General features: G+C 36.9%; 17 protein-coding genes. 5 read left to right on the forward strand and 12 right to left on the reverse strand.

The features are described from left to right. Nucleotides 1-215: 215 nt before the first annotated feature. The 5 genes from IC610_RS14935 to rpsB all read left to right on the forward strand — a co-directional run bounded on the left by IC610_RS14935 (nt 216) and on the right by rpsB (nt 3365). Nucleotides 216-938 carry a T9SS type A sorting domain-containing protein gene (locus tag IC610_RS14935; protein WP_191737572.1) on the forward strand — a complete coding sequence of 241 codons (723 nt, stop codon included), beginning with the start codon at nt 216-218 and terminating at the stop codon, nt 936-938. Between the two features lie 148 nt (nt 939-1086). Next, nucleotides 1087-1419, forward strand: a complete 333-nt coding sequence (locus tag IC610_RS14940) for a hypothetical protein (RefSeq protein ID WP_191737573.1) — start codon at nt 1087-1089, stop codon at nt 1417-1419. 127 nt (nt 1420-1546) lie between these two features. Then, entirely contained in the window at nt 1547-2002 is a 456-nt protein-coding gene (gene rplM, locus IC610_RS14945; protein ID WP_056075141.1) for a 50S ribosomal protein L13, read from the forward strand. 7 nt (nt 2003-2009) lie between these two features. Beyond that, on the forward strand, nt 2010-2396 hold the full coding sequence (gene rpsI, locus IC610_RS14950) for a 30S ribosomal protein S9 (RefSeq protein ID WP_056028995.1): 387 nt from the start codon (nt 2010-2012) through the stop codon (nt 2394-2396). 207 nt (nt 2397-2603) lie between these two features. Continuing rightward, nucleotides 2604-3365 (forward strand): 30S ribosomal protein S2, encoded by a 762-nt coding sequence (rpsB, locus tag IC610_RS14955; RefSeq protein WP_056075138.1) that lies wholly within the window; start codon nt 2604-2606, stop codon nt 3363-3365. Between the two features lie 105 nt (nt 3366-3470). Here the strand turns inward: rpsB and IC610_RS14960 are convergent, their stop codons facing one another. The 12 genes from IC610_RS14960 to IC610_RS15015 form a co-directional block, all read right to left on the reverse strand. Then, nucleotides 3471-3767: a type II toxin-antitoxin system RelE/ParE family toxin gene (locus tag IC610_RS14960; RefSeq protein ID WP_191737574.1), complete on the reverse strand. Its 297-nt coding sequence runs from the start codon at nt 3765-3767 to the stop codon at nt 3471-3473. Beyond that, nucleotides 3764-4009, reverse strand: coding sequence for an addiction module protein (locus tag IC610_RS14965; protein ID WP_191737575.1), 246 nt, complete (start codon nt 4007-4009; stop codon nt 3764-3766). The genes IC610_RS14960 and IC610_RS14965 overlap by 4 nt, the downstream gene beginning before the upstream one ends. Before the next feature lie 82 nt (nt 4010-4091). After that, a complete protein-coding gene (locus IC610_RS14970; RefSeq protein ID WP_191737576.1) occupies nt 4092-4526 on the reverse strand; it encodes a DUF6759 domain-containing protein in 435 nt (144 codons plus the stop codon). Between the two features lie 48 nt (nt 4527-4574). After that, the gene (locus IC610_RS14975) at nt 4575-6188 is read right to left on the reverse strand and encodes a DUF1501 domain-containing protein (RefSeq protein ID WP_191737577.1); all 1614 of its coding nucleotides are present in this window, start codon (nt 6186-6188) and stop codon (nt 4575-4577) included. Nucleotides 6189-6192: 4 nt separating this feature from the next. Continuing rightward, nucleotides 6193-7827 carry a DUF1800 family protein gene (locus IC610_RS14980; RefSeq protein WP_191737578.1) on the reverse strand — a complete coding sequence of 545 codons (1635 nt, stop codon included), beginning with the start codon at nt 7825-7827 and terminating at the stop codon, nt 6193-6195. 166 nt (nt 7828-7993) lie between these two features. After that, a complete protein-coding gene (locus IC610_RS14985; protein ID WP_191737579.1) occupies nt 7994-8695 on the reverse strand; it encodes a DUF6759 domain-containing protein in 702 nt (233 codons plus the stop codon). Nucleotides 8696-8715: 20 nt separating this feature from the next. After that, nucleotides 8716-9396 carry a tRNA (guanosine(46)-N7)-methyltransferase TrmB gene (gene trmB / locus IC610_RS14990; protein ID WP_191737580.1) on the reverse strand — a complete coding sequence of 227 codons (681 nt, stop codon included), beginning with the start codon at nt 9394-9396 and terminating at the stop codon, nt 8716-8718. A gap of 82 nt (nt 9397-9478) precedes the next feature. Continuing rightward, nucleotides 9479-10258 carry a DUF6759 domain-containing protein gene (locus IC610_RS14995; protein ID WP_191737581.1) on the reverse strand — a complete coding sequence of 260 codons (780 nt, stop codon included), beginning with the start codon at nt 10256-10258 and terminating at the stop codon, nt 9479-9481. A gap of 217 nt (nt 10259-10475) precedes the next feature. After that, nucleotides 10476-11267 carry a hypothetical protein gene (locus IC610_RS15000; protein WP_191737582.1) on the reverse strand — a complete coding sequence of 264 codons (792 nt, stop codon included), beginning with the start codon at nt 11265-11267 and terminating at the stop codon, nt 10476-10478. 117 nt (nt 11268-11384) lie between these two features. Further along, on the reverse strand, nt 11385-14798 hold the full coding sequence (locus IC610_RS15005; protein WP_191737583.1) for a T9SS type B sorting domain-containing protein: 3414 nt from the start codon (nt 14796-14798) through the stop codon (nt 11385-11387). 112 nt (nt 14799-14910) lie between these two features. Then, nucleotides 14911-17748, reverse strand: coding sequence for a T9SS type B sorting domain-containing protein (locus tag IC610_RS15010; protein WP_191737584.1), 2838 nt, complete (start codon nt 17746-17748; stop codon nt 14911-14913). Nucleotides 17749-18039: 291 nt separating this feature from the next. Further along, the gene (locus tag IC610_RS15015; RefSeq protein WP_191737585.1) at nt 18040-21099 is read right to left on the reverse strand and encodes a T9SS type B sorting domain-containing protein; all 3060 of its coding nucleotides are present in this window, start codon (nt 21097-21099) and stop codon (nt 18040-18042) included. Nucleotides 21100-21132 lie beyond the last annotated feature (33 nt).

Raw genomic sequence — 21132 nt, forward strand, 5'->3', positions numbered from 1 at the left:
AGCTGTTTCAGGATTTTTTAGCAAATCCCTGTTTAAGCATATTAATTTAAAAATGTTCGGTGATAATTGCCAAGATTGAAACTGTTTTTTTTAGTTTGGTGTTTTAAATATGATAATGAATTTTCCTAAATATGTACCCGGATCGAACCAGGTAGTTTTAATTAATTTTAATTTGAAAAGTTTAGATTCAAAAAAACTTTGTAAAAAAAGATGATATGAAAAACATTTTTATAATCGCATTTATTTTAATGACGGGATTTTCTGTAAAAGCACAACAGCCAGCGCTTACCGGTAATACATGGAATCTGGAAAAAGTGATTCTTAATAATGTTGATCATTTTTTTCCCAGTTCTGTATCTACAATATATGCTACAGCAACTTTTTCTGTAAACTCTTTACATTCCGTTATCTGCAATTCAATGAGTGCAACTGTGACGTATAACAATAATCAGATTAATTTTATCGGCTCGGGTTTAACACTTGGCAGCTGCCCAAATTTTAATAATAATGAATACAATGTTTTTGAAGGATATTATTTTGGACAATTTTTCGGAAGCAATACTTCAAACGGATTTTATCCAACAAATACGTATTTAATTGAAAATATAAATAATCAGCTTAAACTTACTTTAACAAATCCCAATGGTGATAAAGCCATTTTTTGGGCAGGAAATCTCGCTGTACATGATTCTGAATATAATATTATTAATGTGTATCCTAATCCTGTAAAGGATAAATTACTCATCAATGCAAAATCTTCTTTTTTAAAAATTACACTATACAATTTGTCAGGTAGTATGATTTTAGATAAAAAAATAATTAAAGACAAAGTTAATTTTGAACTGGACATGACGGATTTGGTCAGCGGAATTTATTTTCTGAATGTAAAAGATGATCAGGAAAACTATATTTACGATTCAAAAATAATTAAGAAATAACGATAGTTCAATTTTTAATAATGTGATTGTTTTCCAGATATTCTTTTGGAACACTGCTTTTAATAATACATTCAAATGCATTGTTTAATAAAATTATCTAAATTTTGATCACAATAATTTCTCTAATTTTGTAGCCATAATTTTAGATATGAAAAAAGCATTGTTGTATTTCGCGCTCGGAACGGTTGTCAGTTTTTTAATTAATTATTTTTTTACAGACACCAAAGATCTAGGGTTGGAAGTTTATTATGCTTTATCATTCGGGATCGCGTGGGGATTGGCCTATTATCTTGATATGGGTGATTTTAAACTGATTCAGAAAATGAGTTTCTCGTTTTTAGCGATGATTATTTTAGTTGTTGTGGGTGTTTTGATCTTTAATGTTGAACTTGCCATTCCGTCTATTCTGAAATTTTCTACGGTCTTTGTTGCTTATTATTTTATTGCAAGTTTCAGATCAAACAGAGCTTCTCGAAAGTAAAGAGGTGAAAATGAAGATGAAAGATATTCTCAAGACATTTTAAATATTATTTTTCTGTTCAAAAAATAAAGTGTACCTTTGCACACCCTTTTAAGGGAAAATTATGTTTAATCTTTAACTAAAACGTGTGAATACATTAAGTTACAAAACTGTTTCAGCGAACAAAGCTACTGCAAATAAAGAATGGGTTGTGGTAGACGCTGAAGGACAGCCGTTAGGAAGACTAGCTTCTACGGTTGCAAAGATTTTGAGAGGTAAGCACAAGACGAATTACACACCTCACGTAGATTGTGGTGATAACGTAATCGTTTTGAATGCTGGGAAAGTTACTCTTTCCGGAAACAAGTGGAACGATAAGACTTACATCTGGCATACAGGTTACCCTGGTGGTCAGAAGTCTATGACAGCTCTTGAACTTCAGAAAAAAGATTCTTTAAAAGTATTGGAAAAATCTGTAAAAGGTATGCTTCCAAAAAACAGATTAGGATCTGCATTGCTTAAAAACCTTTATTTATATGAAGGAACTGAGCACAAGCACGAAGCTCAACAGCCGAAAACAATTAATGTTAACGAATTTAAATAATTAAATTATGTCTATAGTTCACAAAATCGGAAGAAGAAAAACTTCTGTAGCAAGAGTTTACGTAAAGCCAGGGACTGGTGTGATTACAGTAAACGGTAAAGAGGCTGCAACTTATTTCTCTACAGACGTGATGGTTTACAAACTAAACCAACCGTTCATCCTTTCTGAAACTGTTGGTCAGTACGACGTTACCGTAAATGTTTTCGGTGGTGGAAATACAGGTCAGGCAGAAGCTATCAGATTAGGTATTTCAAGAGCTTTATGCGAAATCAATGCTGAATTCAGATTAGCTCTAAAGCCAGCTGGTTTACTTACAAGAGACGCAAGAATGGTGGAAAGAAAGAAACCAGGTCAGAAAAAAGCAAGAAAGAGATTCCAATTCTCAAAACGTTAAGATTTGCTGCTGGCGAATGGCTTCTGGCTATTGGCTACAGGAATTTATTAAATTTTATTTAAACTTAATCCCGGCGAAAAGCCAATTGCTAAAAGCAAAAAGCCAAACGCCAATTGCCCGTTACGTTTAGCATCCAAACGCTTCTCCCATCTAAAGAATGCGTTGATTGTTTAAAAAGCGGAAAGTAAACTAACAAAAAACAAAAACATGGCAAAAGCAAATGTAAAAGACCTTCTAGAGGCTGGCGTACACTTCGGTCACATGACCAGAAAGTGGAACCCAAATATGGCTCCATACATTTTCATGGAGAAAAACGGTATTCACATTGTAGACTTACATAAAACAGCTGTTAAATTGGATGAAGCTTGTAGCGCTTTAGAAAAATTAACTTCTGCAGGTAAAAAAGTTCTTTTCGTAGCTACTAAGAAGCAGGCGAAAGAAGTAGTTGCTAAGCATGCTGCTGAACTTAATATGCCTTATATTACAGAAAGATGGCCAGGTGGTATGTTGACGAATTTCGTTACTATCAGAAAGGCTGTAAAGAAGATGAACTCTATCGACAAAATGAAAAAAGACGGTACGTTCGAAACTTTATCTAAAAAAGAAAGATTACAGGTAGACAGACAGAGAGCTAACTTAGAGAAAAACTTAGGTTCTATCTCAGACATGGTGCGTCTTCCTTCTGCAATCTTCGTTGTAGATATCATGAGAGAACACATCGCGGTAACTGAAGCTAAGAAATTAGGTATCCCGGTTTTCGGTATTGTTGATACAAACTCTGACCCAAGAAAAGTAGACTTCGTTATCCCAGGAAACGATGATGCTTCTAAATCTATCGATATGATCCTGAGCGTTGTTTCAGAATCTATCAAAGAAGGTCAGACTCAGAGAAAAGCTGATAAAGAAAAATCGAAAGAAGATGGTGAAGTAGTTTCTGCTGATAAAGATGCAGACTTCGACGCAGAATAATTGAAGATTATCTTTAAAATATCAAAGCCGCAGATTTTTTCTGCGGCTTTTGTTTTTACAAGGATGTTTGGAATTTTTATAATGAATATTGATAAAAAATTACTGTTAAACCTTTGCGATTTTATGTCCACCACTGTGAGCATGCAGTATTGCGAGAATTACGATATGATCTTCTTCGAGGATGTAGTAAATATGATAGTCAAATTGTTTTAGTAAAACTGTCCTTATCTTTTCGGAATGCTTTATTTGAAAACCTTTCGGTGACTTTAAAATTCTTTGTTTTGCTTCCTCAACCCGAAAAAGAAACTGAGATGCCAGTTTTGGGCTGATCTCTAAGTAATATTCTACAGCTTCTGTTATATCATTATAAACACGGGGTCTGTTTTTAAAAACAAAATTCATAAAACGTACTTCGCTTTAATCTCATTGAGCGTGCTGTTAAAATCAGCATTATTCTCAGGGTTTTGATAGTAATCCTTTAGTCTCTCGTCTAAAATTTGTTTATGCCAATCAGGAATATCGATTCCTTCAAGCTCTATTTGTTGAAGTCCAATGTATTTTTCTGTAAGCAATTGCCATTCATCTATAGGAATAAAAACTCCAGTGTTATTTCCTTGTGCATCTTTTATATACTGTAAACTCATTTCTAGCTAAATTTAAAATCAAAATTAATAAAATTTATTTAATGTGATTAGCAGAGACATCGTCAGGTTTTACCATTTGTTTTTATTCAGATAATGATATTGAGTATGTACCCGTCACATATTTGGAGTTGTTATAAACCGACTGACAGACCATTCCCGATAAGTTGTATTTCTGATTTTTCGGAACCATTGTACTTCCGGTCTTGCCAGCTGGAATAGGGATCTGCTTTGAAAAATTGGGCCCGCTGATGCTCAGAACCATATTACAGCGGGATTTATTATGCACACTTATGGAAGTATTTGGACTATCTGACGATCCGTTGAGAATATCATTCAAAACTTCGGCAGTTTCCTGTTTTTCTGTTTTAGATAAATTCCTATATGCTGTTTCTGTCTGTTTGACGGGCGCCGAAGTGTATTTTTTGGAAGACTGAGGTTGTACAGGCTTTTTCAGAACAGGTTTTGTTCCGCACGCAATCGCCGACATGATCGCCATTACAGCCAGATATTTTTCCATAAAACTTTTTAAGTTTAAAACTGAATAATTCCTGTTTTCGTACATAGTTTAGTGAGAAATAATAATCTTTTTCGTCAGCTCATCAGAACTGCTTTTTACTCTCAGCATATAAGTTCCTTCTGAAATAGACGATACATTAATCTCCAGACGGTTTGAAACCACATGTTCCGATTTTTGAATGATGATTCTTCCGCTCATATCTAAAATCTGATAATTTACATCAGTCTGTCGTCTGTTTTCAAACTCTACATAAACATATTGGTTTGCAGGAACAGGATAAACTTTAATCCCATTTTCGGCTCTTGTTTCATTTGTTCCCAGTGTTGCACAAACCACATCTGCTTTTTGAGTGTCTTTAATGATATTTACTTTTTGTGCTCCCGTTACATAATAATCAAGTTCTGAAGTTACCATTAAACTTGTACTCGCACCCAGCCAATCCTGCAGAAGTGAAGCAAAAATCTGTCGGTAATCATACCTTCTTTGGTTTTGATTGTAATAATAACTTGTAGCATTGGTAAATACAGGATGGTCACCTAAAATTCCTGGCGCAGCACCATTTCCGACCACAAAAAACGGAGCGAGATCACCGTGATCTGTTCCTACACTTCCATTTTCGCGGACCTGTCTTCCGAATTCGCTGAAGGTTACAGTCATAATTTTGTTGGCAATCCCAAGTTGTTGAATGTCTGCCTGAAACGCTGCAATGGAATTGGAAATGTCACCCAAAAGATTGGCATGGGTTCCCAGATGAGTGCTTCCCGTCTGTACCTGGCTGACGTGCGTGTCGAAACCACTGATGTTGACCTGAAATATTTTGGTTTTGCTTCCTCCCTGAATCATTCGGGCAACAGTTTTAAGCTGCTTACCTAAAGATGAATTTGGATAAGTGGTAGTGGAATTCACACCCGTATTGAAAACCGACATTACACGGTTGTAATAAGCATCCATACTTGTTGCAACGCCTCTGATGTATGTCAGAAGATCTTGATATTCTGAGTTGATAAGATTTAAATTGGTAAACATCTGGTTTTGAAAACCTGAGAGATTGTATTCAATATTTTTCTCTGTTGTATGCTCATAAAACAGACAGGGATTAAGATTTCCCATCTGAATTGCCAATGGATCCGGGCTTAAAGTGGTAGGATTCCCTGCAAGACCTGGATAAAGTGCACCCAAATATCTTCCAAACATTCCATCCAAAAGATCAGCACTTGTGGAGCCGTCTTTTCCTGAAAACATTAAATTTTCTGATCTGAAATGCGAATAATTCGGATTCGGATATCCTACACCATTCATCAGTAAAAGTTTTCCGGAATCATACAAATCTTTAAAACCGGTCATGGAAGGATTTAAACCAACCAATTTTCCCGAAGAAACAGTACTGTCAAGTGGAATGTAGCTCCCTGTTCCTGTATTATTAATTTTAATATTCGGTCTTAAAGCAGCATAAGTACTGTACTGACTGACAGGAATTACTGTGTTGAGCCCATCGTTGGCGCCGGCAAGTCTCAGAATGACCAAAACCCTGTCGTTTACCGTATCACAGTTCATCTGCAGATCCAAAAACTGGTTCATAAATCTTGACGGCATTCCATTTAAATAAAACGGAGTTCCCACACCTGCAAGAGAAACTAATTTTAGAAAGTCTTTTCTGTTCATGATTTTAAATTATTTGGAATTCCGGAGATTTGATAATTGCTTTTACGAGTCTGTCGATAGGGATTTTTACATTAGTGGCAACACCTGTATTGATGTAATTCGTCCATTCATTAAGCCAGTTGGTAGCACTTAAATTGTTCAGAAAAACAGTTTTAAAGTAAATATAGCGGTCACCATCCGGAACTTCTACCATCATCATCTGCAGAAATTCGGTTACGAGCACATCTGCGTTTCCGGGATTTGAAAAATAACCACTGTCTTTTACGAAAGCAGCATTATTGAGTTTAAAACTAAAACCATTGTACGTTAAACCATTGATGAAATAGTCGATTGTATTGTTGTATCTGATTCTGAGTGATGAAGTTGTGATCCAGTTTTTATCGTAATGCGGACTGCTGGAATAACCCGAATAGCCATTCACAGATTGAGGTCTGAAAATCGGCATTCCCGCATTATTGGAGTACGTGTAAACAACATTCATCAGACTGTGTATCGCGGAAGGATTGACAGTATAAAGCGGCAAAGATAAATTTAACAGTGAAAACATGTGTAGATAGAGTTCCAAAGGACTTCTTACCAGACTTCCAATGATTTTATCGCCTACGATGGCATCTTCTTCATCGTAAAAATGTTTACTTTTCAGAAGGGTAGTGAGAGTGGGAAGAATATTGTAATTATCCGCTTTTAAAGCTACAGCGAGTGGAACGATAATGTCACTTTCTATCTCAGTAGTAATTTCTCTACCTACAAAGTAGCGGTACATTCTTCTGCAATAGGCTTTTGCTGTCTCATCCTTATCAAAAATCATATTCACGAAATTCTGTAATTCTGCTCTGATGGTTGCCTCGGTAGTTCCTCCGGTGATATTCTGGCCTCCAAATGCGGATGAAAAAATTTTGGTTCCGGTATCGTGCTTGTTCAATTTTATTTCGCCTCTTGTAAGGTTAGTTGCAGGATCCAGCGAGGTTAGCCTTGCCGTTTTATCTAAATGAACAGCTGATGTAACTGAAAAGCCGGTCAATACTTTTGCTGCCTGCTGCACATCGGTTTCAGTGTAATTGGTGTAGTTTCCGGTTGCTATCTGAGGTCCTTTTAAAATGGTAAAAAGTTCGAGAAATTCACGGGCATAGTTTTGATTCGGACTTGTATTCTGATTGACATTGTTATTCAGGTAAATCAGCATTCTCGGATTTTGAGTCACTCTCACGGCTAAATCTTTAAGACTTCCGTTCACATGATATCTTAAAAGTTCTTTATAATCATAATTTGTCCAAAACGATGTGTCATCATCAGTTATAAAAAGCAGATGGAGAAAAAAAGCAATTTTGTGCTGAGCCGAAGGGTCTTTCAAGGCACTGTGCAACCACCAGTACAGGTCATTTCTCACACTGTTAGCCGTTGCCTGAGTATCTGTGATCGTAGGATTTGCAACTGTAGGAACAATGGTTTCTCCAATATTGTTTAATGGAGAAGGCGGACTCGGAGCTGTAAACGTAAACAGTGCGGTGATAGCTTCCTGCGGTGTTTTCGTGGAAAATTCTATAATCTTTGCCTTGGTTATATTGTAAGTTGTACGTCTCAAAAGATGGAACGCATTCGAAAATCCCAAGGCATTGGTTTTGGGTAAGAGGCTTGGCATGGCTGTATGAAATTTTCATCAAATTTAGAGTTTAAATGAATTAAAACAATGTTATTTTAAATTATTATATCAATTTGATAAATCAAAAAACAAAAACCCTTTGGTAATAAGCATTACGAAAGGGTAATTTTTTCTAAATTTTTTAAGCTAATAGCTTTTCCTGTAATTATTTTTTCTTTTTGCTCTTAGAAGAAACTTTCTTTTTAGAAGTAACAGTCGTTTTCTCTGCTTTCTTTTCTACTGGTTCATTTTTAACAGCTTCGGGATTGCTAAGAATAATGACCGCACCTTTGCTGAATTCTTTTATGCTTTTGTAAGGCACGTCACAGACCGTCGCGGATAAAGTGTAAGTGTCTTTATCCAAAACCACAGAATTTTCGCCTTTGGAAGGAACGGGAAGATTGTAAAATTTCTTTCCTGAGATTTCGAGAACGAGATTGCAGTCTGAATTATTCTTCAGCAGTAAAATCACTTCATTATTCGTAAGATCCTGATTAAAAACAGTATTCAGAAGCTGCGTTGTTTTCAGCATGTGTTCTTCCGGAGTTTCTGCTAAAAGCTTTATAAAAATGGCTTCAGACTCCGGGGAGTTTTTTCTGAATGAATTTCGGGAAGGTAAATCAAGAATGACGGGTCTTGCAGCCATGGGTCTGGCATTTTTTCTTCCCTTTACCCACTCTGCGTTTTTAAGGGCGATAACGCGTTGTTTTAAAACCCTTCTTTTAGGGTCTTCAGGATGTGCTTTTGAAATGTAATCTTCAATCTCAGCTATATTTGTACTGTTTAAAATGCTGTCTCTGTGCTCATTGGTAACACATGACTGAATGATGAGACTGAAGAAAACAAGCGGAAACAGAATTTTCTTCATCGGATTTGTGTTTTTTGAAATTATTTTTTTAATCTGAATTTTATGTAGGTTATCGTTTTTCCCTTTGCAGAAAAAAGTTCCTCATAATAAGTTTTAATGTCCCGCAGATGCGGAGTGTTCGGATCGTATTCTGCCGCTCCGTAGATGTCATGATGGGCAGAAATGATTTCGTGCCCCGCGCCCTGAAGGTAGCCTAAAGTATAGCCGTGCAGAAACTCTGAATCTGTTTTCAAATGGATGATTCCACCGGGTTTGAGGAATTTTTTATAGCGTTCCAGAAAATCCGGGTGGGTGAGTCTGTGTTTTGTTCGGCGGTATTTTATTTGTGGATCGGGGAAGGTAATCCAGATTTCATCTACTTCATTTTCAGCAAAATAATGTTCTACCAGCTCAATCTGACTTCTCAGAAAACCAACGTTTTGCATATTATTATCCACTGCTTCTTTCGCACCAAACCAGAATCTGGCTCCTTTGATGTCAATTCCTATGAAATTTTTGTCGGTAAAAGTTTTTGCGAGACCTACAGAATATTCGCCTTTGCCACAGCCCAGTTCAAGTACGATAGGATTGTCGTTTTTAAAGAAATCTTTATTCCAGTTTCCTTTCAGCGAAAAACCGTTTAAAGCTTCTTCTCTTGTGGGTTGCACGACGTTTGGAAGTGTTTTGTTTTCTGCAAATCTTGCTAATTTATTTTTACCCATATTTCAATTTTCAAAGGTGCAAAAATACAAAAAAAGAGACAGCAAGCGTCTCTTTTAGTTGATATAAAGATTTTAATCTAAATTATTTTGAACTTCCCAATGCCACCATGATTGGTTTCTGAATGGTTTTCTGTGAAGCATACTGGGCTCCGCAAACGATACTTGTGAATAAATAGTTACCTTTTGCAACTACCACAGAATTATCATCATGAGCAGGAACAGCCAGTCTGTATTTTGTGTTACCGATGCCTTCCATTCTTACAATAATGTTACAGTCAGATTTATTTTCAATCATCACAATGGCCTCTTTTGAATTCGGGTCATTGTCAAAAAGTGAATTCAGGATTTTTACTGTCTTATCCTTGTGTTCAGCAGAGCTCATTCCCATCAGCATATTAAATTCATCAGCTTCTGTGTCGGCAATTACCGGTGCTTTTGCGTTGGCTGGAGTAGCGGTTACATAAACATTCTGACGGTTACTTTTGGTGTAGTTAACCGGAACTTTATTGGCAGCCAAAATCGCACGGTATTTGGCAATTTGCTTGTCTTTGATTTTCTGATTAAACTCTTCAAAAGTGATTTTTGTAGAAGGTTTTCTTTTCAGCATTGCTAGATCTTCCTGCATCTCTTTCACCCTTTTGTCGTTAGGATCCGCTGCACTGCTGATGTATTCTTTCATCATTTCCATCACTCTTGGTTTCAAAATGATTCTTTTAGGATCGTCAGGATGGGCATCGCGAAGAAAAGCGTTGATTTCGTAAATACTTTTACTTTTAAGAATATTGCTGTAGTCTTTTCCTTTTTTTTGTGCCGATAATCCTGCGAAAGATAGGGTCAAAAGAAAAATAAAAAGGTTTTTCATGTACTAATTGATTTGTTGCTTCAAATTTTTGACAAAAATAAGGATTTTAAAAGTAGCAGACTTGTGAAAACATGGTTAAGTATTGTTTAAATTTAATATTAAAACCTTGTTAATCAATGTTCTGGATGCTAAATATTATATTTTTAAATAAATTTTTATCAGTTTTGTTCTGTTTTTGATTTTAAAAATTTAAAAATGTTAAAAATTCAGACCGATATTAATTCTTGATAATATCCTGCAAATGAGAATTTTTTAATCTTCTCTGATAAATTGGAAGGTATTTTTCAATGGGCATTTTTATGGCATCAAAATTCCCGGTCTGTACATACACTTCAATATTTTCTGAGGTGTAAACGAAATGTAAGAAGTTATCAATTAAATTTTCCGGAATTCTTATTTTTGTGAAATAATCTACTCCTAAGACATCTTTTATTTGAGTAACCGAGGAATTCATTCTTTCGTAAGCTACGTAACGCTGTTTTTTCTTTCTTTCCCCAGACAACACATCAAAAATACTTTCGATACTGAATGTTAGTCCGCCATCACGGAAGCCTGCAATAGGAAGTTGGGGTGATGTACCGTCACCTTTCGGTTCCGGAAGTCCGATTATTTTTTTCAGTGCGTATTTTTTATCTTCTTTGCGGATGGAGTTTACATCAAACCGAAGATTTCCGGTTGGTCTAAATCTGCTGATGACCACTTCCTGAATGTCGTAATAGGCAATCATTAATTCTACAAGATTATTTCCCGAAAGCATATTGGGTGTAATTTTTATATCCTTTCTTTCGGTAACAATACTTGTGAATCTGATAACATCTCCGGTGCTGGCATTTAACTGAAAATTACCATTGTAATTGGCCAATACAGTCTGCATGGTCTTGAGATTGGTAACGTAAACCTGATTAAGATACATCTGCGAATTGTCTCTCAAAAAAACTTCACCGGAATAGAGTTGCGCATTGATCTGAGCGATAAAACCCAAAAACAAAAGAGTAATAATCTTCTTCATATAATGTTGCAAAATTACACAACATTATATTTATTTTTTGCCTTCCTAAGTGAGAAAACGGGTTAAAGTTATATTAAACTTCAACTCAAATTGTTAATTATTGTTATTAAACTCAATTTACTTGTCCCAGAGACTGTCGTTACGGTTTTTTACAAGCAACCAACTCGTGTATTTTACGTTGATAATTTTATTCTCCGTCCATGAAATAAAATACCAGTAAGTGGCTGTAGAGACATGTCTGCCTTTCACCATGCCGTCCCACGTAAATTTGTTTTGTGGTGTCCCACGGAACTGTTCTGCTCCATATCTGTCGAAAATTCTGAAGACAAGATTTTCTTTATTCATTAATGCAGAATAATCAATCACGTCGTTCAATGTATCACCGTTAGGGGTAATTGTGTTGATAAGATTGATGATTACAAAAGTCTGCTGTACTACTTCACATTGTTCAGAATCCCTTACATAGACAATATGATTTCCCGTAGGAACATCAGTGAAAACATTTGAAGCCTGCCAGTTGAATCCATCCAGTGAAAATTCATAAGGAGGAGTGCCGCCGCTTACACCAATGGTCACTTTGGTTCCGTTAATATCAATAGAAGTAATGGTAAGTGGTGAAGAATCTGATACAGTTACAAATTGTCTGTATGTGCAACCATCAAAAGTGAGATCAACCCAGTAATTTCCTGCAGAAACATTAGATATGCTTGGTGTCGTTGCTCCTGTACTCCAGTTGTAAGAAGTAAAACCGGAACCTGCATCTAATGTGGTTGTAGCTTTAGGACAGATTACTTTATCAGTAAGAATATCAGATTTTTTTGGAATTTTTAAAGTAAGCGTAATTGATGCAACATTTGAACAGAATCCGGTCTTTTTGAATCTTAAAAAGTAGGTTTGAGTTCCTGTAAGATTCACGGTGCTGCTGATAGGAGCTACATCATTTTGAGCATCAGCCAAAGTTGCGTGATAACTAACAGCGACTAATGGGTCGGCCGTAAACTGATTTACAAATTGTGATAGATTCAATTGTTTTGTACCATCCAAATCATCATCACAATAATTTTGGTTGGCAGATGTCGTTAGTAAGGAAAGTCTTCCGCCAACAACAAAGTCTAAGTTATCTATTACTGTAGCGCAACCATCAGGAGATTCCACACGAATATAGAGCGTTGTGTTTGTTGAATAACTCCAGTTGTTAGGCAAATTGTTATTGTTTCCCAAATTAGCATCTGCTAATGTTGTATAATACCTTACATTCGTGAAATAAGTTGGATTGTTCAAAATTAACAATGTGAGATCGGATAAAATGACAGGCACTACTCCGTCTAAGTTTTCATCACACAAAGCAATTACATTGATAGGATTAATCATCGCAACGGGATAATGATTAAGTGTAATTTGTGCAATATTGCTGCATCCGGTATTGTTTTTAACAAGAACATAAACAATTGTACCTGATGATGCTGGATAACTTGTTGGAACGGTAATTAATCCTGCAGTATTTTCTGTCTGTGCAGCTGTAAAGCTGGTGTAATAAGTTTTTACAACTGGCGTGTTTGTCGTTACGTTTGCTGTTGTGAGATTATACGTTGCGATTCCATTAACTCTACAGGCTGTGAGCGTTGTATTGGTAACAGTTACGGGAGCAATGTTTAAAGTTACCGTTACCGTTTCGCAATCAGGGAAATTCGGATCATTTCCACAGAAAGTGTAGGAAAAAGTATCGGTTCCGGCAGTTGTAGGATTAGTAACTGTATAGTTGATTGCTCCGCTGGTAGTGTTAAGTACAGCGGTTCCAAGTGAAGGATTTGTAACAATTGAAACCGTTGATGGCACAGGCGTTTGAGTAGAAGTTGAAAATGCAGGCGTGAACGTTTTAGTTGTACAGATATCGTAGCTTTCGGTTGTCAGTTTTGTACAGTTTTGTACAGGAACTGCGACAGAAACTAAAGGAGCACAGCTTCCCATCGTTACCGAAACGGTATAATTTCCAGACTGAACAGGGGTGTAAGATGTTCCGTTAGCTCCAGGAACTGCACTTCCGTTTCTATACCATTGATAAGTATCGTAAATAATGGGATCTACTGTAAGCACAACTCCCGGAATACAGGTGCCTGCTTTTAAAATCACAGGTTGTGTAGGAAATCCTGCAAAGAATCCTCCGTAACCCACCGCATCACTTCCCGCATTAATTCCTGCTGTGATGGCTTTGGTAGAAACTATTGTAAGCGTTCCTGTAACGTTAGGAATTCCATACGTAACCCAACTTGAAGTTCCGGTCATCGTGAAGGGACCTGTTCCTGCTGGCGGTGGAACTCCATTGATGGTAACAACAGCATCTCTTTCTGTAATTAAATTTAATTTAGTTGGAATATTTAATATTCCTGAAGGATTTACTCCTGTATGAACAAAATTTTCATTGATAAATCCGAGCTCATTGATCTGTTTCGGAAGATAACAGTTAAGTGCCGGAATGAAATTAAAACCACCTGTTGCCACCTCATCAGCTGCAGAAGAATTTCCGGCCAGCATTTGATAGACATATGCGTTTTTGCTTGTTTTTAAATATAAATTATAGTGTCCCGAGCCTTGCAAAATATATTTAGAACTTGGAACAATGTAATATTGTCCGATATTCAGTGTTGCTACAGGGGGAATTTCATTATTGACGTAAACCAAAGTATTGTTTTCTGTGGCAATTACGATTGCGCCTTCCATATTAGACGTGATGCTTCCGTTTCCTTTTACAAGTGCGAACTCACTTCCCAGGCGATTGACGGGAACAGACTGATCCATCAGAATATCTGAGCTTAAGGGAATATTTCCTGCGTACTGACCGTTGAAGTTTCCATTGGTGACGTTGACGGGTTTGTTTGATTGTATTTTTGCTCCAATAAAGCCATCCCAGTTCCCGGGAATAGTTCCATTTCCGTCAAGAATGTACGACTGGCCTTTATTTAAAGTGAAACTTAAAGTTGGGTTGGTGAGTCCGGTTGTACCGTTGGAAAACTGTACGGTGCTTTTATACCCCGAAATTGTAACTTGTGTGTTGTCTTCTGTAGCCAAAACACTCGTCATAAAGTTGAGAATGCCATTGCTCACGGTAATAGGAGCTGAAGCTACATGAAAAGTATTTCCGGTAGAAGGAATTCCTTTTGAGGTTATAATTTCTCCGTGATTAAATACAGAAAATCTTAAGTTCGCGTAAAACGGAAATTCTGCTTTAAGATATAAACCTTTTGTTGAAGTTGTGAATAATTCAGATTGTAATGTTGTGATGATGTAATCTCTCAAAACAACAAATTTCTGAGGATTATTTTTACTGATTATAACTGTACCGATTACTGTATTGTTATTGTAAATAGTAACCGGAAACGGTGTAGTCCTGCTGGTAGAAAGGTATAATGTCTGATAAGGGTTGGGGTTTCCGGTACGGTCTACCATTGGTGCAAACCAATGTTCACGATCAAGCTGAGCCAGCGAAACGGAATATATGAAGATTAAAAGAAAAAAAGATAGAATTTTCTTCATCGGTGATACGGTTTCTACAAATTTAATAATTAATTTATATTAAATGTTTAAAATAATATAAAAAACCACAGCCAAATGACTGTGGTTTTGAATTATTGATGAAAATTAAGTATTATTCTCTGTTTTTTACAAGAACCCACCCTGAGAATTTTACAGGAGTTTGAGTTCTGTTGTTTTCGTTCCAGGAGATGCTGTACCAGTAATTTCCGGTAGAAATTCTCTTGCCAACTACTGTTCCGTCCCATTTGTAACCTTTGTCTTTGTTTCCTTCAAAGATTTTCACACCGTAACGGTCGAAGATAGAAAAGGTAAGATTAGGCTTATGAGCCAATGAAGAGTAATCCAAGACATCATTTACACCGTCATTATTTGGAGTAATTACGTTGATGATATTTGGTATCGTAACATTTACCTGTTGAGGTACACAGTTGAAACTGTCTTTTACGTAAACTATTACGTCGCCTCTTACCAAATCCGTGAAGATATTAGAATCCTGCCATTTGATATTATCAGTTGAATATTGATAAGGAGCCGTTCCACCAGCAACTGTTACAGTAATTGTTGTATTAGATACCTCAATATTAGAAATTACCGGCTGTTGAGTAGGGTAAACAGTTACGTTTTGTCTTGTTGTACAATCACCAGTTGTCAAGTCAACCCAATAATTACCAACAGTTACATTGCTTATTATTTGTGTAGTATCTCCGTTGCTCCATGCATATCCGTCGAATCCTGTTCCTGCATCCAAGGTGGTTCTGTCTTCAATACAAATTTCTTTATCCACTAAAACTGTAGAATAAACAGGAGGCAGAACAATTAATGTAATTACTGCTACTCTATAACACCCGTTTGCATTGCTTACTCTTACATAAACAACTCCGTTTGGAGCAACATAGTTATCAGGAACTGTAATTTCATTAGTCTGATTCTGAGCATCCGTCAAAGAAGGGTAGTACTTCTTAGTAGTTAATGGCTGAAGGGTTACGTTTGCTGCTGTAAGGTCAAATAATGCTGTAGAGACATTGCTTGTTAAGTAACAAGATCTCAATGTTGCGTTATTCACAGTTGGGCTTTCAGAAATAGTGAAAGTAAGTGTAATTTGTTCACAGTCTACAAATTCAGGATCGTTTCCGCAGAATTTGTAGGTGATGGTGTCTGTTCCTACATAAGCGAAATTCGGAGTATATCCTATAACACCGGTGGTAGGGTTAATGATTGCCGTTCCGTTCGTTGGAGGTGTTACAATTGTAACGGTTGAAGGAACATACGTTTGTGTAGAACTTGTAAACTGAGGTACAATATTATAATAACCCTCACAAACCGTTTCTGCATCTGTAGATACATTTAGACAAGTGAAAACTTTATATGTAGGTGTCGTGGCAGGTGGACATGATCCTACCGTAATTCTTACTGTGTAATTTCCTGCAATTGTTGGTGTATAAGAATAAGAATTTGCACCCGGAATCGCAACGTCGTTTCTAAACCATTGATAAGTATCATAACCATCATCAACCTCTAGAACAAGTCCTGGAATACAGTCTCCGGTCTGCTTTGCAATTAACGGAATTGATGAGAAACCTGCAAAATATCCACCGTAACCTGAAGTACTGTGACCTCCGTTTATCCCGGCAGTAACTGCTTTATTAGATTGAATTGCAATATTTCCGTTGATGGGCTGAATAGCATACGTTACCCAGTTGGAGTTTCCTGTTAGAGGGAAAGGCCCCTGTGCTGCTGTAGGTGTTAAAGGTGCACCTCCGTTCACAGTATAAGTGACGGTGGCTCCTACTTCGGTAAGGATATTAAGTTTTACAATTGTACCAGTAGGTACTGCACTGGCACCTCCTGCTCCTGTAGGCATTTCTCCCACTTTACCAATCTCATCGATTTTTCTGGGTAAAAAACAGTTTAAAGGTGGAATATAATTAAAACCACAAGTAGCATTGTCATTATTTACTGATACGAGTTGGTATAAGTAAACATTTTTAGTGGTGTTAATGTACATGTTCGGGTGTCCTCCAGGTTGAGTTATATAGCTGCTTCCTGAAATTCTGTGCCATTGACCAGCGTTTAAAGTTGCTGCAGGAGTTGCAGATCCGTTCAAATATACTTCAGTATTATTTTCGGTAGCTATCACGATTCCTCCTTCCAGTTCCTGTGCAGTGGTAGATCTGGTCTTTACCATCGCAAATTCATTCCCTAGTCTGTTAAGTGGAACAGACTGGTCTAAGATAATATCAGTACCGGAAGATGTTGTGGCACCAAAATTTCCTGTTACGTTTCCGTTTGTCAGGGTGATTGGCTTAGTTGCAACGATTTTTGCTCCCATAAATGGCGCCGCAGGACCAATAGTACCTGCAAAAATAAAAGACTGTCCTTTATTTAAATTGAAAGTATGCGTATTGGTTGTTGGTGTTGCCCCAAGGAAAGTTATCGGAGTAACTGCACTCCAGGTCGCGGTAACTGTAGTATTGTCTTCAGTTGCTAAAACTCCTGCCGTAAAGTTATCAGCGGGACGACTCGTAACAGATGGAGTGTTCGCAACAAAAAACTCTGTTCCAATACCTGCTTTACCTTTGCTGGTCAAAACTTCAGCGTGCTGTGTGCTGTTGACCATTCTCAACGTACAGTAGAAAGGTTTGGTACCATTCAGATACAAACCTTTATTGATAACGGTAAAAGCCTCCCCAGTACTTGTGGCTGCAATATTTCCTCCGGGTACTATATAGGTTTGCGGATTGTTTTTGCTGATCGTCACTGTTCCCAAAACAGTATTGTTACTGTTTACCGTTACTGTCACGGGTGTCACAGAATCTGTAGAAAGATAAAGTGACTGTGCTGTAACGGATGTGGAAGCATAATAAGGTGCGATCCAGTGCTCTGTATCTCGCTGGGCAAACAGATTGACCGAGGAGATCATTAGTAGTAGAATTAGTAGAAATTTTTTCATAAGCAGAATTAGGATTTTCGCAAAAATAATGAATTTTTTGTAATGATAAGTTTTTAATTTTAAATATGTTAAGATCAAAATATAATTTATATCATATAATTATAAAAATGATTATTAAAGAAATAAGTTTAAACTGAAAAATTGATTTCCAAATGGAAGAAGCTATTGCCAAATGTTGAGATTGTCTAAGTTTAAAATTATTTACGAAAAACATTTAAAGTCAATAATAAACTTTGAAAATGAAAAATGCCGTGATTAAAGACCACGGCATTAATATTTTTCTGAGAATTTTTATTCTCTGTTTTTAACTAAGATCCAACCTGTGTACTTGATTGGTGTTTTTTGGGCATTTGGCTCAGTCCAATTGATATGATACCAGTAAGTTCCCGTTACTATACTTTTATCAAAGAATTTACCATCCCATTTATAGTTATTGAATTTATCTCCTGTAAAGATCTTGTTGCCGTATCTGTCATAGATCACGAAACTAAGATCACCTTTGTATTTCAGCTCACTGTAATCGATATAATCATTTACATTATCACCGTTTGGAGTAATAGCGTTGATCAGATTCGGAACTGTAATTTCCACTGCTACAGGTGCGCAATTGTAAGCATCCTTTACATAGAAAATATGCTGTCCTCTTGAAAGACCTGTGAATACATTAGAATCCTGCCATGTTGATGTGCCGTCTACTGCGTATTTGTAAGGTGCTTTACCGCCGCTTACGATTACAGTTGCTGTATTGTTTGAGATTTCAATTGAAGTAATCGCAGGATCTACTGTCTTTTTGATGCTTACAAACTGTTTTACAGAACATTCGTTATCCTTCAGCATTACCCAGTAATCTCCTACAGGTAAGCCTGTAACAGCCTGAGTTGTAGCACCCGTACTCCATGTATAAGACTGGTAACCCGGGCCTGCATCAAGACCAGTTCTGTCATCAATACAAATATATTTGTCTACCAATAGAGGTGATCTTTTCGGAGGAGTAACTTTTAAAGTGATTTTAGCAATAGCATAACATCCTAAATCACTGTAAACTCTCACATATAAAATGCTGTTAGACGAAACGTACTGATCTAATGCTGTCACAATCTCGTTTGTTCCGTTGCTTGCATCTACGAAAGTAGGGTAGAACTTCTTCGTGATTGGCGACTGACTGCTCACTGGTGCGGCTGTAAGATCAAATTCTCCTTTGGTCTCATTGTTTTCTAAGAAACATTCTGTTAAAGTGGCATCAGTTACCACTGGAACAGGGTAGAAATCTAAAGTAATTTTTGCAGTACCGATACATCCTTCGCTTGTAGTTACACGTACATAAACAAATCCTGCACCTGAGAAATAGTTTGTAGGGTTTGTAATTTCGTTAGTACCTGCATTCAAATGTGCTAAGGTTGGGAAAAACTTCTTCACCACCGGACTGTAATCAGTTACAGGTGCAGTAGTAAGGTCAAAGAATCCGTTTCCAAAGTATTGGCAGGCTTTAATAGTTACGTCTTTTAAAATGAAAGGAACTACAGTTAGGTTTAATGTAATTTTCTCACAATCTACAAATTCCGGTGCGTTACCGCAGAATTGATAAGTGAAAGAATCAGCGCCTAAGTATCCTGAAGTTGGAATATAAGTAATGTGTCCCGTAGAAGGATTTACTGTTACAATCCCGTGAGATGGTTGTGTAACTATAGTTACTGTGCTGGCTACAGGTGTTTGAGTAGAGTTTGTAAATGCTGGAATGATAACTTTCGATGCACACACATTGATGTTCTGTGTAGTATTCTTCAAACATGTGAATACTTTATAGATAGGAGTTGTTAATGCCTGACAGGTTCCCATTGTCACGGTAACGGTGTAATTTCCTGCTGCTAGCGGAGTGTATGTGTTAGAAGTTGCTCCCTGAATAGCAACACCGTTAAGAAACCACTGGTAAGTATCGTATCCTGAATCTACTTCAAGAATAATTCCAGGAACACAGTCTCCTGTCTGCTTTGCAATTACTGGTACAGAGTTGAATCCTGCAAAATATCCGCCATATCCAGCTGTACTATATCCGCCATTAATACCTGCAGTTACTGCTTTATTGGAGATGATTGTTAGATTTCCACTTATTCCTTCTACAGCATATGATACCCAATTTGTATTTCCTGTAAGGGTGTAAGGTCCCTGTGCTGCTGTCGGTGGAGAACCATTTACTGTAACGGTTGCGCCAGCTTCTGTTATGATATTCAATTTTAACGAAATAGCTGTAGAGATATTTGGCATTTCATTAACTAATCCAATTTCGTCAATTCTTCTTGGAAGAAAACAGTTTAATGGTGGAATGTAATTAAATCCGCATGTTGCATTATTATTATCTACAGATACAAGTTGATATAAGTATACATTTTTCGAAGTCGATACCAGCATATTGTAATGACCATTGGTTCCTTGTGCTTGATATGCATCGCCAGAAATTCTGTACCATTGTCCCTGATTAATAGTTGCTACTGCAATTGAGGATCCGTTAAGAAAAATTTGGGTATTGTTTTCTGTTGCAATGATAATCCCACCTTCAAGATCAGAAGTTGTAGATCTCGTTCTCACCATTGCAAAGGTGTTTCCTAATCTTTCTACAGGTACAGACTGGTCTAAAATTCCATCTGATGAAGATCCTGTAGCATTGTCTCCAAAATTTCCATTAGCATTTCCATTGGTAAGGGTAATTGGTTTGTCTGATACAATCTTTGCTCCCATAAACGGTGCAGTGGTACCTACCGCACCTGCAAACAGAAAGGATTGCCCCTTATTGAGCGTAAATGTGTGTGTGTTTTGTATTCCAGCTGGCCCACCGATAAAAGTTATTGATCCATTCCATGTTACTGTAACTGAAGTGTTGTTTTCAGTAGCCATAACTCCAGCAGTGAAGTTATTTGATGTGAAATTTGCTGGAGATGGTGTATTGGCAACATAGAATTCTTTACCAATACCTGCTTTTCCTTTACTTGTAATGACTTCTCCATGTGCAGATTGTGCCAATCTCAAAGTACAGTAAAATGGTTTTGAGCCCTTTAAATAGAGCCCTTTATCTATCACTGTAAATGCCTGTGTTGACGTTGTTGCTGTAATTATAGTATTGTCAACAGTATAAGTTGCGGGATTTCCTTTGCTGATTGTTACGGTTTCTATGACAACATTGTTATTGTATATGTCTACAGTAAAAGGCTGAACAGAATCTGTGGAAAGATAAAGCCTATTAACGTATGTAGAGCTAGAATTGTAATAGGGTGCTATCCAGTGATCTGTGTCTCTTTGGGCAAAAAGACTGGTGAACGTCAGAAACACTAAAGTAAAACTTAGTAGAAATCTTTTCATAGTAGTTGGAATTAGGATTTCTACAAAAGTAAA

The sequence above is a fragment of the Chryseobacterium caseinilyticum genome (genome assembly GCF_014837145.1).
Lineage (GTDB): Bacteria > Bacteroidota > Bacteroidia > Flavobacteriales > Weeksellaceae > Chryseobacterium > Chryseobacterium caseinilyticum.